The organism is Arthrobacter sp. KUASC02 (assembly GCF_059739395.1).
In genome coordinates this window covers 1,850,598-1,863,341 of record NZ_AP046053.1, presented here as the reverse complement: position 1 = coordinate 1,863,341, position 12,744 = coordinate 1,850,598, and the positions used below count along the sequence as shown (strand labels likewise).

Below are 12,744 nucleotides of genomic sequence, written 5' to 3'. Positions count from 1 at the left end.
CGGTAGTTTGGAACCATGACCCAACCCGCTTCGAGCTACAACGACGACCTGCGCCTCGCCCATGTCCTGGCCGACTCTGTCGACTCCCAGACCATGAGCCGCTTCAAGGCGCTGGACCTTCAGATTGAAACCAAACCGGACCTGACTCCGGTCACGGATGCTGACAAGGCAGCTGAAGAGTCCATCCGCGGCCAACTGTCCCGTTCCCGCCCGCGGGATGCCGTCCTCGGCGAAGAGTTCGGCAGTTCCGGGCACGGTTCCCGGCGGTGGATCATTGATCCGATCGACGGCACCAAGAACTTCGTCCGCGGTGTGCCGGTGTGGGCCACCCTGATCGCCCTCGTGGATGAAGGCGAGCCGGTGGTCGGCCTGGTCAGCGCGCCGGCGCTGGGAAAGCGCTGGTGGGCCGCGAAAGGGGCCGGCGCCTATATGGGACGGTCGCTTGCGGCCGCCACCCGCCTGAAGGTTTCGAACGTGTCCAGGCTCTCGGACGCCTCCCTCTCCTACTCGAGCCTTAGCGGCTGGAAGGAGCGCGGCAACCTGGAGGAATTCCTGGGCCTCACGGAGGACGTCTGGCGGACCCGGGCCTACGGCGATTTCTGGTCCTACTGCATGGTGGCCGAGGGGTCCGTGGACATCGCCTGCGAGCCGGAGCTGAACCTTTACGACATGGCCGCCCTGGTGCCCATCGTCACGGAAGCCGGCGGCCGCTTCACTTCGCTGGAGGGAGTGGACGGTCCCTTCGGCGGGAACGCCCTCGCCACCAACTCAATCCTCCACTCCGAGGTCCTCAAACGGCTGAACCCGGACATCGACGACCTCCTCTAACACGCACGGCACCCCCGGGCTGCGGCCATGAGTGAGGCTGATCAAGGCGCTGCTGATTGAACGCAGTGCCGAATAAACGACGGCGGGCGCCCCTCCCAAGGGGGCGTCCGCCGTCGTTTATTCGGCCGCATCGCCCTTCTTCCGGCGCACGTAACAATCCGCTTAATAATTGCCGCAGCTTTCCCGCGGCGCCGTCAATGTCCTAATCTCGAAACAGGTCACGAGTGCCAGCGCTAAACCCCGGTTTGCTGGCCGGCAACCCTCCATTCGCGGTGGGGTGCCCCGGGTGACGACCAGGCCGGTCCGGAACGGACCCGGCAAGCGCGGATCCCCGGAGTGAGGGGTCCCTTTACAGTGAGGTCCCCATGACTACTGCCACGTTTCCCGCCAACCCCGGAACCGCCCCCGCCACAGCCCGCCTGGACGAGCGGTTCAGCGTCGCCCGGCGCCCCCTCTCGGCCGTGACCGGCGCGGAGATCCAGGCTCCATTGATCCAGGGCGGCCATGTCCGCTACGCGAACCTGGATTACGGCGCGTCGGCACCGGCACTGTCCGTCGTCTCGGCGTACCTCAACGAGATCCTGCCGTACTACGCCAGCGTGCACCGCGGCGCCGGCTACGCCTCGCAGATCAGCACGTCCGTGTACGAAAATGCGCGGAACATCGTCCGCGGCTTCGTCGGTGGCAGGCCGGACGATTCCGTCATTTTCACCAGGAACACCACCGACTCCCTGAACCTGCTGGCTGGCTGCCTGCCGGTGGCGGACGGCCGCCACACCGGTGAGGTGCTCTACCTCGACATCGAACACCACGCCAACCTGCTCCCCTGGCAGGGCGTGCCGCACCGCAGCGTGGTTGCCGCCCCCACCCTGAAGGCCACCCTGGAAAGCCTCCGCACTGAACTCCGGCAGGGCGACATCAGCCTGCTGGCCGTCACCGGTGCCTCCAACGTCACCGGCGAAATACTTCCGATCCGCGAACTGGCCGCACTTGCGCACGAATACGGCGCACGGATTGTGGTGGACGCGGCTCAGCTGGCCCCGCACCGCCGCATCGATATCGCAGCGGACGACGTCGACTACCTCGCCTTCTCGGGTCACAAGCTGTACGCGCCTTTCGGGTCAGGCGTTCTCGTGGGCCGGCCGGACTGGCTCGACGCCGGGACTCCCCACCTGGCAGGCGGCGGAGCCGTCCGCGAGGCCCGGCTGGATTCCGTCAGCTGGGCCACGGGACCGGCACGGCATGAGGGCGGCTCCCCCAACGTGCTCGGGGCTGCCACGCTTGCCCGCGCCACCCAGGTCATCGGCGCTTTGGACCAGGAGCTGTGGCACGCCCATGAGACCGCCATCCGCTCCTTCCTGGTGGAAGGGCTGCAGAGGATCGACGGCGTCACCGTGCACCAGATCTTCAGCGACACCAATGACACCATCGGTGTGGTCAACTTCTCCGTTGCCGGCTACGACGCCGGCCTGGTTGCGGCCTACCTCTCCGCCGAACACGGCGTGGGCCTGCGGGACGGCCGCTTCTGCGCCCACCCGCTGCTCAAGCGGCTGGGACTGCCCTCGGGCTCGCTCCGCGCAAGCTTCGGCGTCGGCTCCCGGCTGGAGGACGCCCAGCGCCTGCTTGCGGGCATCGAGGAACTCCGCCGCACTGGCCTGGGCTGGGACTACGTTGTGGACGCCGGCCGCTGGGTGCCGGCCAACGACACCCGCAGCTACCCCGAGTGGGCTCCCAACACCCCAGGCACCGCCGGCGCGGCACCCTGCACCGACGACTAAGGCCCGGGGCCCTGCGGGCCGCGGTCCGTGCGGTAAATTCGAGGGGTAAGAATTCCAGCCTGCCCGAAGGAGACTGCACGTGGCACGGGGAGGCCCCAAACTGCACCACCAGCGCCGCTACGAGCTCGGCCAGAGCTTCCAGGACGGCGGTGAACACTATGACCGTGTCCGCCCAAGCTACCCTGGCGACTCAGCGGACTGGCTGATCCACAGCGCCGGGGGCGCAGCCGGGGCCGGCACAGCAGGCGTATCCGACGCCGCTGACATCGGCGCCGGGACGGGCAAGTTCACCGCGTTGCTGGTGCAGCGCGGCCTGGCAGTCTCCGCAGTGGATCCTTCACCGGACATGCTTGCCCAGCTGCGGCTCGTCCTGCCGGGAGTTCCTGCGACAGAGGGCACAGCGGAGGCAACCGGACTCCCCGACGCGGCGTTCGACGTCGTCGTTGTTGCCCAGGCCTGGCACTGGTGCGATCCGCTCGTGGCAAGCACCGAGCTGTCCCGCATTCTCCGCCCCGGCGGGGTGCTGGGACTGGTGTGGAACCAGCTGGACACGTCCGTCCCCTGGGTCCACCGCCTCTCCCGGATCATGCACGCCGGGGACGTGCACAAGCCGGACTTCCGCCCAGCGATCGGGCCGGAGTTCGCCGGGCTCGAGAGCCACCTGACACGCTGGGAAGACCCCGTGACCACCGGAGACATCGTCGAGCTGGCAAAGTCCCGCAGCTACTACCTCGCAGCCGGCGAGAGTACGCGCGCAAAGGTCCGCCACAACCTGGACTGGTACCTCCACGAGCACCTGGGCCATTCCCCGGCGGACACCATCGGACTCCCTTACCTCACCCAGACCTGGCGGGCGTTCAAAGCATGAGTGCCGCAGCCAAAGCGGTAGGCTTGGACTCGTGAAGACCAGCGCGCCCTCCTCCTCCATCGAGGACTACGTCAAGGTCATCTACTCCTTCACGGAGTGGCAGGACAAGCCCATCACGTCCTCGCAGCTGGCCCAGCGGCTCGGAGTCGCCAACTCCTCGGTCTCGGAGATGGTCCGCAAGCTCAAGGACCAGGGCATGGTTGACCACAAGCCATACAGCGCCATCACGCTCACGGCGGACGGGATCCGCCTCGCGCTCTCCATGGTGCGGCGGCACCGCCTGATCGAGACCTACCTCGTCCAGGAACTCGGCTACAGCTGGGATGAAGTCCACGACGAAGCCGAACTCCTGGAACACGCAGTGTCGGATACCTTCATTGAGCGGATGGCCCGCAAGCTCGGCAATCCCCTGCGCGACCCGCACGGCGACCCCATCCCGGCAGCGGACGGCACGGTACACATGCCGCACGCCCACCGGATGAGCGAACTCGACGACGGCCACACCGGCCGGATCACCCGGATCAGCGACGACAACCCCGAACTCCTGCGCTATCTTTCCGCCCAGGAGATCGACCTCGATGCGGACATCGAAGTGCTCGGCCGGAAGCCGTTCGGCGGCGCACTGGTGGTCCGGATCGGCACCGCCGGCGCCGGCCGCGAATTCGACCTCGCCGATGAGGTGTCGTCAGCGCTGTGGGTCTACAGCGATTCACTCCACGCCGGGTGCCGGCTGGCGGACGCCTGAATGCGTGCCGCCTGAATGAAGGCCCTTGGAAGCGCCGGCTGGCGGGCCTGGACGGCAGTGGCTCTCGGGGCACTCGTGGGGACGGAACTCCGCTATGGCCTGGGCGTCCTGTTTGCGGAACCCGCGGGTGCCATCCCGTGGACCACTTTAGCCATCAACGTCTGCGGAAGCTTTGTCCTTGCCGCGCTCACCACCCTGTGGATCGCACGCCCCAGGACAGCATTCTGGCTGCGGGCCGGGATCGGGCCGGGGTTGCTGGGCTCGTTCACGACTTTCTCTGCGGTGGTCTTTTCCGTTGACCAGCAGGCACGTTCCGGCCAGCACCTGACCTGGCTGACGTATCTCGGTCTCTCGCTGGTTCTGGGGCTCGGTGCGGCCGCCGCGGGCTGGAAAGCGGGCAAGGCCCTGAGCGACCGGACAGGCGGATCGTGACAGCGCTGCTGGTGGGAATCTTCGGCGTTGCGGGAGGCCTGCTCAGGTTCTCCATCGATACGTGGTTCGCGCACCGCGCGGGCGACCGCCGGCACTGGCCCTGGGCTACGCTGGTGGTCAATGTCTCCGGGTCGCTGATCATCGGCCTTTCCCTGGGCGTCACCGGCAGGCTCGGGCTCGGCGCGGAATGGCATGCGGCGATCGCCACCGGGCTGGCCGGCGGGCTGACAACCTTCAGCTCCTGGACCACGGCCACCATCCGTCTCGTCAGCGAGGTGAGGTACGCGGCCGCCGCCCTGAACATCACGGTCAACCTCGTGGCCGGGCTCGCCGCGGCCGGCGCGGGCATTGCCCTCGCCGGGTGAAGCTCGCCGGCTGACAGCGTGTGGAGACCCGGCCCCGGCACCGTTGTCCCGCCGTCGTGAACGTGGAGCTGCTCCGCATCCCGTATCGTTAAACGATGGTTACGCGACGTGAAGCAGCTCAGATCCTCGACATCCCGCTGGAAATGGCACACCGTCACGGTATCCCCGCCAGGCTTTCCGACGCCGAGCTTTCCGAACTCCTGGACAATCCCCCGGCCTGGCTTGTCCAGTCCAAGGCAAACCGGACCGGCAAGCGGCCAGTCTGGGTCCAGCTGACCTGCGCCGTCTGCGGCTTCTCGGAAGCCGCCCGGCCCAAGAAATGGTGGCCGCCGTTCACGTACGTCTGCTGCGTCCACCACGCGGCGTCGGACCTGCCCCCGGTTCTGCCGGGTCTGGTCCGCAGCGAATACGAGGGCATCGGGAGCCGGTTCGTGGGCATCGTCGACGTTGAAGTGCCGGGTTCCTGACCAGTTACATTCGGAGCAAAACAGGCGTACCTTACAAGCACGGGGCCTATTCGAGGGCCCCGATGTTAGGGAGGGCGACATGCCTGACAAATCGCCGCACCGGCAGGTTACCAAGAAGTCGGACAAGTCCATCAAGCAAAAGAGGGCCGAAAAGAAGTCCAAGCATGAGCTGGACACCCACGTGGACCCAGTCGCGCATATCAAGAAGCGCTGACCCGGGGCCGCGGACGGCCGCTGGAGAATGCCAGATCGGTGCCGAAAACAAAAGGCCGGAAGCTTCCGCTTCCGGCCTTTTGCACGGGGTGGGACCGCGTTGCCGCGGTCCCGATGGTGGAGATGGGGGGAATTGAACCCCCGTCCGATGTCGTGTTGTCAGGGCTTCTCCGGGCGCAGTTTGCGTCGGATTTTCTCGGCCCCAGCTATCCTGCAAACGAGTAGCTGATCCGGGCCCAGTCATTTAAGAGTCCCGTTCACCCCAATGACGAAGGTAAACAGCAGTGGCTATCTTAATGACGCCAGGATCCGGGACGATAGCAATCCCGGGCTGACGGACTGTCTTACTGCTTAGGCAGCGAGAGCGAAGTCAGTGCGCGTTTGTTTGGCACTTATTGTTTTGCAGACAGCGTTTACGAGATAATTCTGCATCCTCGGCCCGCTTCACCTGTCGCGACTAACATCGTCGAAACCGATCATCCCCGTATTTTGTTACCAAACCGGTCAGGTTCCTTGCGGACTCCTTGCGGACTCCGCGCCGTTCCTTCCCGGACTACCAATCATAACGCACTGCCGCCCGGAATCATTCCCCGACGTGCGCAGCCCGCTCCGCAGCAAGGTTCAGCTGCGGTTCTTTTCCCGCATGACGCGCAGAGCTTCGCGCTTGTCCTGCTGCTCGCGGAGCGTCTGCCGCTTGTCGTATTCCTTCTTACCGCGGGCGACGCCGATCTCCACCTTCGCTTTGCCGTCCAGGAAGTACAGCTGGAGCGGCACGATAGTGAAGCCTGATTCACGGACCTTGTGCGAAATCTTGGTCAGTTCCTCGCGATGCAACAACAGTTTGCGCCGTCTGCGGGCGGAGTGGTTCGTCCAACTCCCCTGGTTGTATTCGGGGATATGGATTCCCTCCATCCACAGCTCGTCGTTGTAGAACGTGCAGAACCCGTCAACCATGGACGCGTGGCCCTCGCGAAGGGACTTAACCTCTGTCCCCATCAAGGCAATGCCCGCCTCGTAGGTGTCGAGGACATGGTAGTCATGCCGGGCCTTCCGGTTGGTGGCCACTACCTTACGGCCACTTTCTTTCGGCACGGTGGAACTCCTCAGCTCTTGGTCTGGATGGTTGCCCCCGCCCTTGAGGCTCGGGGGCTATTTAATTCTACGGCAGCCGCAGCGCCTGCCCGTCAGAGCAGGATCATCGGATCGACGGCCTGGCCGTTGAGCCAGGTCTCGAAGTGTGAGTGGCAGCCGGTTGAGTTGCCGGTTGTACCCGAATACGCGATGAGCTGACCCTGGCTGACCTGCTGCCCCAACGAGACCACCACGCTGCTGTTGTGGTAATAGATGGTGGTCAGCGAGTTGCCCTGGACGACGCCGTGCGAGATCTTCACGTTGTTGCCGCCGCCGTCGTTGCTCCACCCCGCCGATACGATAGTGCCTGCCGCCGGGGCGTAGACCGGGGTCCCGCAGCTGGCGCCAAAGTCGATACCGGTGTGCATGTAGCCGCCGGAACCGTAGAAGTCGACCGTGCCGGGCGGCGTCGCACGCCAGCCGAAACCGGAGGTGATGGGGACGTCGGCCGAGAACGGATGCCGAAGGCCGAAGGCCGAAGGCGGTCCGACCTGCGGAACGTAGGGCTGGGCCGCCTGGCCGGCTGCCCTGGCCGCCGCGGCCGCGGCTTCGGCGATGCGGCGCTGCTCGGCCTCCCACGCTTCGCGCAGTTTCCGGTCACGTTCGACGATTTCCGCGGCCACCGCATCCTGGGCTGCCTGCACCTTGGAGAGCTGGCTCTGGATGCCAGGCTTGGCCGCCTGGAGTTCGTTGTTGATGCGGGTGGTGTCAGCAATCAGCTTGTCCACCTGTTCCTTCTTGGCGGCGGCTTCATCCCGGGCGGCCTTTTCCCGGGCCAGCGCGGCATCCGCCTTGGCCTTGAGGTCCTTGATCTCCGCCTCAACGGCCTGCAGGCGCGCCTCCGAATTAACGTTCGTTGCGTTCTGCTGGGACAGCTTGTCCATGGCGGAGTTCTGGCTACGCATGGCCTGGTCCGCCAGGTCCATGGTGTCGGTCAGGCTGCCGCCGCCCTTGGAGCCGAAGAAGAGCGTGAGGTTCGAGGGCACGCCGCCGGACTTGTAGGCCTGCGTGGCGATCTGGCCGATGAGTTTCTTGGTGTCGGCGATCTTCTTTTTGTCGGTCTCGAGCTGCTGCGTGATCTTGGCCTTGTTCTGCTGCGCCAGGTCCACCCGGGCAGCCAGTGCCTCGACTTCCTTGACTGCACTCGCCACCCGGCCCTGCGCCTCAAGCAGTGCCTGCTGTGCGGCCGGGAGCTGGCCCTGGTAGATCACCAGGTCGCCGGCTGCCTTGGCTATCTTGGCATCCACGAATTCAAGGGACTGCTGAACGCGGGCCGCTTCGGCTTCCAGCGCCGCCTGTTTGTCTTCCAGTTCGTCCGCGAAGGCCACAGGGGTCGAGGCGCCCAGGCTCGCGGCCAGGAGCAGTGCCAGGGCAGCGCTGATGATGCGGCTTCCCCGTCCCGCGGTCCGGTGCCGGCGGGCCTTGCGGTCCAGATCTGTCATGGTCATTCCTTCGTTGGTATGCACAGCCTAGACCCGCAAATATCTACGTAAGGTCAAGAGAGACGAAATTCCCGCCAAAGTTGCGCCCAGGCCGAGCAGCGCCGGAGCCAGAATCAGGGTCTGCGCAGGAGAGATGAACGCCGTGTCCGGATACTGCTTTGACATGTATTCGCCGAGGAAGAAATGGGCCACGGCCCAGAGCGTGCCCGAGGCCAGCGCCGCGCCGATCACGGCGGCGATCACGCCTTCGAGGATGAACGGCAGCTGAATCACGGTCTTGGAGGCGCCCACCAGCCGCATGATCCCGGTCTCCCGGCGCCGGCTGAACGCGGACAGCCGGATGGTGGTGGCGATGAGCAGGATGGCGCAGACGATCATCACGCCGGCGATGATGACTGCGACCAGGGAAGCCGCGTTCATCACCGAGAAGAGCCGTTCCAGGACCTGGCGCTGGTCGATGACCGTCTCGACGCCGGGCTGGGAGGAGAACGTCTCGCTGATGATCTGGTACTTTTCCGGATCCTTCATGTTGATCCGGAAGGAGGCGGGCAGCTGGTCCGGGGTCACCGAGTCAACGATCGGCGAGTTGGAGAACTGCTCCTTGAAGTGCTTGTAGGCGTCGTCCTTGGACTCAAACTGGAAGTCGTTGATGTACTGGGCCACAGCGGGTGATTCCAGCAGGGTGCGCAGGTTTTCCTGCTGCTCCGGCGTCGCCGTCCCGGTGGCGCAGCCGGCCGCCGTCGATCCGTCACCGCAGAGGAAGATGGCCACCTGGACCTTGTCGTACCAGTAGCCCTTCATCTGGTTGATCTGGAGCTGCAGCATGCCGGCGGCACCGACGAAGGTCAGCGACACAAAGGTCACCAGGATGACCGAGACTACCATGGACAGATTGCGCCTCAGGCCGCTGCCGATCTCGCTGAGGATGAAAGCCAGCCTCACAGCTCCTCCCCCGACTGGGTGGAAGCGACCCCGTCACCCGGGTCCGCTGCAGACCCGTCCGGGCGTCCGCTGGCGTCCTTGAACCGGCGGGACTGCCCCACCACCGGCATCATCGATGTGTACAGTGCCCGGGCTTCGTCGCGAATGACGATACCGTTCCGGAGTTCAACCACACGTTTGCGCATCTCGTTGACGATGTCGTCGTCGTGCGTTGCCATCACCACTGTGGTGCCGTTCTGGTTGATCTTGTCCAGGACGCCCATAATTCCCATCGACGTCGTGGGGTCAAGGTTTCCGGTGGGCTCATCCGCCAGGAGGATCCCCGGGCGGTTGACCACGGCACGGGCGATCGCGACACGCTGCTGCTCACCGCCGGAGAGTTCGTGCGGCATGCGGTGCTCTTTGCCTTCCAGGCCCACCGTCTTGAGGACTTCGGGAACTGTGTCCCGGATGATGCTGCGGCTCTTGCCGATGACCTGCATGGCGAAGGCAACGTTCGCGAAGACGTTCTTTTGCGGGAGGAGCCGGAAGTCCTGGAACACGACGCCGATCCCACGGCGCAGCCGCGGAACGCGCCAGCTTGAAATGTTCGCCACGTTCTGGCCGGCAACGTAGACAGCGCCGGAAGTGGCCCGGTCTTCCTTCAGCACCAGTCGGAGGAAAGTTGATTTGCCGGAACCGGAGGCGCCCACAAGGAACGCAAACTCACCACGGTCAATTTCAAGGTTGACAGAGTCCAGCGCAGGCCGGGCTGTCTGGTCGTAGACCTTGGTGACATTCTCGAAACGGATCATTGCCCTAAGAACCCTGCAGGACATGGCTTATGGAGCCCAGTACTGCAGCCGGTGCACGGGCTTTCTTTTGGGGGAAGTAGAGCTCCGGCTCCTCGACTATACGCACCGGCACCTGCAGAAAAGCTGGAGTTACCTGGCGTGTCGCAGGATTTCAGCCACCGAATGGAGAGCCCCGCCGGTCCAGGGCCTAGTCGGCGGCGTTGCGGTTATCTGTCCGCCAGCGGATGCCGGCATCGATGAAGTCGTCGATTTCGCCGTCGAACACTGCAGAGGTGTTGCCCACTTCGTGCTCGGTGCGGAGGTCCTTGACCATCTGGTACGGGTTCAGGACGTAGGAACGCATCTGGTCACCCCACGAGGCCTTGACGTCGCCCGCGAACGCCTTCTTCTCCGCGTCTTCCTGCTCCTTCTTGAGCAGCAGGAGCCGGGACTGCAGCACGCGCAGGGCCGCCGCACGGTTCTGCAGCTGGGACTTCTCGTTCTGCATCGAGACCACGGTGCCGGTGGGGATGTGCGTCAGGCGCACCGCCGAGTCAGTGGTGTTGACTGACTGGCCGCCGGGGCCGGAGGACCGGAAGACGTCCACGCGGATTTCGTTGTCCGGGATCTCGATGGAGTCCGTCTGCTCGATCAGCGGAATAACTTCCACGGCCGCGAACGACGTCTGGCGGCGGCCCTGGTTGTCGAAGGGGCTGATCCGCACCAGGCGGTGGGTACCGGCCTCGACGCTCAGTGTGCCGTAAGCATAGGGTGCGTTGACCTCGAACGTGGCGGACTTGAGCCCGGCTTCCTCGGCGTAGGAGGTGTCCATAATCGTCGTCGGGTAGCCGTGGCGTTCCGCCCAGCGCAGGTACATCCGCAGCAGCATCTCGGCGAAGTCCGCGGCATCCACGCCGCCGGCGCCGGCACGGATCGTGACCACTGCCTCGCGTTCGTCGAACTCGCCGGACAGCAGCGTCACCACTTCAAGGTCCTTCAGGGACTTCCGGATGGACTCGAGCTCGGCCGCGGCCTCGCCCATGGAAGCCGCGTCGTCCTCGTCCTGGCCGAGTTCCACCAGGACCTCCAGGTCGTCAATCCGGGCAACGAGCTTGTTGAGGCGTTCGAGCTCGCTCTGCCGGTGGGAGAGCCTGGAGGTGATCTTCTGCGCCGCCGCCGGGTCGTCCCAGAGGTTGGGCTCGCCTGCGCGCTCGCTCAGTTCAGCGATGTCTTCCTTCAGCTCCTCAACATTCGAGACGTTTTCGATGGAGGTGTAGGTGGCGCGCAAAGCGCGGATTTCTGCGGAAAAATCTATTTGAGCCATGGTTGTTAAAGCCTACGCTATGGTTCCTAGCCGCCCGGCACCGGCTCAGCGGCACTACCGGACCAGCCGGGAGCGTGCTGTGGAGGTGGCCTCAATCCTGATTCCGTCCGGAATGAGGAAGTTCACGATCGGAGGATGCACCTCGGCGCTCAGCACAACGACGGCGGTGGATCCGTCCGGGCTCCCGGTCTCCGGCGCCACGGCGAGCCCGTCGAACCTGGCAAAGGCGCCGTTCCGGCTGAGGTAGTCAGCGGCGACGCTGCGCACGCGCCCGCCGTTGAGGACCGCGGACGGGCTGCCGGCGCCTGTCTCGACCTGGCCAAGCGTGTAGCTGTCGGCCGCTGCCACCGATGCCCCGTCAGCCGCGGACAGCAGCTTCTTGTGTTCAAGGTAGAGCGAGGATGCCGCCATGACTACGGTGGTCACCAGAAGCGCCAGGAACACGTAGCCGATGATCAGGACCATCATCTGCCCCTCTTCCCGGCGTGGTTCAGTGTCACGGTGTTGGGACGTTATCGGAATCGCCCCACAATCTGGGTGGCGGAGGCGTCCAGCCTGCTCGCGTTGAGCCGCATCGAATCGCTAAACGGTACAAAAGGCAGCGGCACCGTGAGGTGGACGGTAATGGTGACGGCCGACCCCGGGGCGAGGCAGTCCGAGGGCTGGCAGCTCGCGTCCATGCTCGCGTTGTCCGCCGGATGTCCGTAGTCCGCGAGGGCGAGCATGACTGCCTGCTCGGCTGCAAGACGGCCGCTCTCCGCGTCGGGCTGGGCAACGTACACCTTGGCGGCCTGGTCCGCCGCGCCGACCACAGCGAAGGCGCCGCCCTGGATCTGCCCGACGGTGATGATGAAATACACGAGGGGCACCATCAGGAGCAGGGCAAGGAACGTGAATTCGACGACGGCGCTTCCGCGCTCGTCAGAGGCGGCCTCCCCGCTCCGGGCCAAGGCTTCCCCGCTGCCGGCCCGGGAAAGCCTGGCCGCGATCTTACGGCTGGATGGCAGCATGGCCTTTCACCTCCAGAGCCTCCCGGGGACCGATCAACCCGATCACCGGCAACGGCGCCCTGACCGTGACTTCGAGGGCGCGGATTCCCTGATAAGTGACCTCCGAGGTGGTCACGTCCTGAGCGAAGTCGGCGTTGAGCGCCATTCCGATGAGCTCGGTGGTGCGGTCCCCCGCGTCGGCCGCGTTCCGGTCGGCCAGCGTGCCGTATCTGGCTCCGGAGGCGGCGGCGTCGATCAGGGTGTTGCGGACATGCAGCACCAGCGTCAGCTGGATGATTGCCAGGAAGAACATCGTGAGTAGCCCGCCGACCAGTACGAAGTCCACCACCGCGGAACCCCGTTCCCGCGGGGACATGGCTCCGCGCTCAGCCGGGTTCCCCGATGTCCGGCAAGCCTGATCGTCCGCCGCCGGGACCGCCGGAGGCA

Annotated in this window: 16 protein-coding genes, 1 other RNA gene and 1 riboswitch; of the genes, 8 read left to right on the top strand and 9 right to left on the bottom strand. The window is 65.4% G+C overall.

What is annotated here, in order from left to right; translation table 11 throughout:
- Window positions 1–15: 15 nt before the first annotated feature.
- From hisN to AC6JAC_RS08475, 8 genes are all read left to right on the top strand, one after another.
- Window positions 16–828 (top strand): histidinol-phosphatase, encoded by an 813-nt coding sequence (gene hisN, locus AC6JAC_RS08510; protein WP_028270142.1) that lies wholly within the window; start codon window positions 16–18, stop codon window positions 826–828.
- Window positions 829–1,044: 216 nt separating this feature from the next.
- A riboswitch (SAM riboswitch) is annotated at window positions 1,045–1,158 on the top strand.
- Between the two features lie 35 nt (window positions 1,159–1,193).
- Entirely contained in the window at window positions 1,194–2,606 is a 1,413-nt protein-coding gene (locus AC6JAC_RS08505) for an aminotransferase class V-fold PLP-dependent enzyme (RefSeq protein WP_497964261.1), read from the top strand.
- Between the two features lie 79 nt (window positions 2,607–2,685).
- Entirely contained in the window at window positions 2,686–3,474 is a 789-nt protein-coding gene (locus AC6JAC_RS08500) for a class I SAM-dependent methyltransferase (RefSeq protein ID WP_497964259.1), read from the top strand.
- 31 nt (window positions 3,475–3,505) lie between these two features.
- Window positions 3,506–4,219: a metal-dependent transcriptional regulator gene (locus AC6JAC_RS08495; RefSeq protein ID WP_497964257.1), complete on the top strand. Its 714-nt coding sequence runs from the start codon at window positions 3,506–3,508 to the stop codon at window positions 4,217–4,219.
- A gap of 15 nt (window positions 4,220–4,234) precedes the next feature.
- Window positions 4,235–4,651: a fluoride efflux transporter FluC gene (locus AC6JAC_RS08490; protein ID WP_497964255.1), complete on the top strand. Its 417-nt coding sequence runs from the start codon at window positions 4,235–4,237 to the stop codon at window positions 4,649–4,651.
- Complete coding sequence (locus AC6JAC_RS08485; protein WP_028270147.1) at window positions 4,648–5,016, top strand: fluoride efflux transporter FluC; 369 nt, start codon at window positions 4,648–4,650, stop codon at window positions 5,014–5,016. The genes AC6JAC_RS08490 and AC6JAC_RS08485 overlap by 4 nt, the downstream gene beginning before the upstream one ends.
- A gap of 95 nt (window positions 5,017–5,111) precedes the next feature.
- Window positions 5,112–5,483, top strand: coding sequence for a hypothetical protein (locus AC6JAC_RS08480; RefSeq protein WP_028270148.1), 372 nt, complete (start codon window positions 5,112–5,114; stop codon window positions 5,481–5,483).
- 79 nt (window positions 5,484–5,562) lie between these two features.
- Window positions 5,563–5,697, top strand: a complete 135-nt coding sequence (locus tag AC6JAC_RS08475) for a hypothetical protein (RefSeq protein ID WP_268760395.1) — start codon at window positions 5,563–5,565, stop codon at window positions 5,695–5,697.
- 114 nt (window positions 5,698–5,811) lie between these two features.
- Here the strand turns inward: AC6JAC_RS08475 and ssrA are convergent.
- The 9 genes from ssrA to AC6JAC_RS08430 all read right to left on the bottom strand — a co-directional run bounded on the left by ssrA (window position 5,812) and on the right by AC6JAC_RS08430 (window position 12,673).
- Window positions 5,812–6,180, bottom strand: a transfer-messenger RNA (tmRNA) gene (gene ssrA / locus AC6JAC_RS08470).
- Between the two features lie 137 nt (window positions 6,181–6,317).
- The gene (gene smpB / locus AC6JAC_RS08465; RefSeq protein WP_028270149.1) at window positions 6,318–6,788 is read right to left on the bottom strand and encodes an SsrA-binding protein SmpB; all 471 of its coding nucleotides are present in this window, start codon (window positions 6,786–6,788) and stop codon (window positions 6,318–6,320) included.
- A gap of 92 nt (window positions 6,789–6,880) precedes the next feature.
- The gene (locus AC6JAC_RS08460; RefSeq protein WP_028270150.1) at window positions 6,881–8,269 is read right to left on the bottom strand and encodes a M23 family metallopeptidase; all 1,389 of its coding nucleotides are present in this window, start codon (window positions 8,267–8,269) and stop codon (window positions 6,881–6,883) included.
- A 27-nt stretch (window positions 8,270–8,296) separates the two neighbouring features.
- Window positions 8,297–9,211 (bottom strand): permease-like cell division protein FtsX, encoded by a 915-nt coding sequence (gene ftsX / locus AC6JAC_RS08455; RefSeq protein WP_028270151.1) that lies wholly within the window; start codon window positions 9,209–9,211, stop codon window positions 8,297–8,299.
- Window positions 9,208–10,005: a cell division ATP-binding protein FtsE gene (gene ftsE, locus AC6JAC_RS08450; RefSeq protein ID WP_028270152.1), complete on the bottom strand. Its 798-nt coding sequence runs from the start codon at window positions 10,003–10,005 to the stop codon at window positions 9,208–9,210. Before ftsE ends, ftsX begins: the two co-directional genes overlap by 4 nt.
- 187 nt (window positions 10,006–10,192) lie before the next feature.
- Entirely contained in the window at window positions 10,193–11,308 is a 1,116-nt protein-coding gene (gene prfB / locus AC6JAC_RS08445) for a peptide chain release factor 2 (RefSeq protein WP_028270153.1), read from the bottom strand.
- Between the two features lie 54 nt (window positions 11,309–11,362).
- The gene (locus tag AC6JAC_RS08440) at window positions 11,363–11,776 is read right to left on the bottom strand and encodes a pilus assembly protein TadG-related protein (protein WP_028270154.1); all 414 of its coding nucleotides are present in this window, start codon (window positions 11,774–11,776) and stop codon (window positions 11,363–11,365) included.
- 44 nt (window positions 11,777–11,820) lie between these two features.
- Complete coding sequence (locus AC6JAC_RS08435; protein ID WP_028270155.1) at window positions 11,821–12,318, bottom strand: hypothetical protein; 498 nt, start codon at window positions 12,316–12,318, stop codon at window positions 11,821–11,823.
- On the bottom strand, window positions 12,299–12,673 hold the full coding sequence (locus tag AC6JAC_RS08430; protein WP_043437952.1) for a TadE family protein: 375 nt from the start codon (window positions 12,671–12,673) through the stop codon (window positions 12,299–12,301). The genes AC6JAC_RS08435 and AC6JAC_RS08430 overlap by 20 nt, the downstream gene beginning before the upstream one ends.
- Window positions 12,674–12,744 lie beyond the last annotated feature (71 nt).

What these genes read in the sequence shown, in the direction of transcription:
- AC6JAC_RS08505 (WP_497964261.1), top strand. Translation starts at nt 1,194, where the DNA reads ATGACTACTGCCACGTTTCCCGCCAACCCCGGAACCGCCCCCGCCACA.
- prfB (WP_028270153.1), bottom strand. Translation starts at nt 11,308, where the DNA reads ATGGCTCAAATAGATTTTTCCGCAGAAATCCGCGCTTTGCGCGCCACC.
- AC6JAC_RS08480 (WP_028270148.1), top strand. Translation starts at nt 5,112, where the DNA reads ATGGTTACGCGACGTGAAGCAGCTCAGATCCTCGACATCCCGCTGGAA.
- AC6JAC_RS08430 (WP_043437952.1), bottom strand. Translation starts at nt 12,673, where the DNA reads ATGTCCCCGCGGGAACGGGGTTCCGCGGTGGTGGACTTCGTACTGGTC.
- AC6JAC_RS08440 (WP_028270154.1), bottom strand. Translation starts at nt 11,776, where the DNA reads ATGATGGTCCTGATCATCGGCTACGTGTTCCTGGCGCTTCTGGTGACC.
- AC6JAC_RS08475 (WP_268760395.1), top strand. Translation starts at nt 5,563, where the DNA reads ATGCCTGACAAATCGCCGCACCGGCAGGTTACCAAGAAGTCGGACAAG.
- AC6JAC_RS08460 (WP_028270150.1), bottom strand. Translation starts at nt 8,269, where the DNA reads ATGACAGATCTGGACCGCAAGGCCCGCCGGCACCGGACCGCGGGACGG.
- hisN (WP_028270142.1), top strand. Translation starts at nt 16, where the DNA reads ATGACCCAACCCGCTTCGAGCTACAACGACGACCTGCGCCTCGCCCAT.
- ftsE (WP_028270152.1), bottom strand. Translation starts at nt 10,005, where the DNA reads ATGATCCGTTTCGAGAATGTCACCAAGGTCTACGACCAGACAGCCCGG.
- AC6JAC_RS08435 (WP_028270155.1), bottom strand. Translation starts at nt 12,318, where the DNA reads ATGCTGCCATCCAGCCGTAAGATCGCGGCCAGGCTTTCCCGGGCCGGC.
- AC6JAC_RS08490 (WP_497964255.1), top strand. Translation starts at nt 4,235, where the DNA reads ATGAAGGCCCTTGGAAGCGCCGGCTGGCGGGCCTGGACGGCAGTGGCT.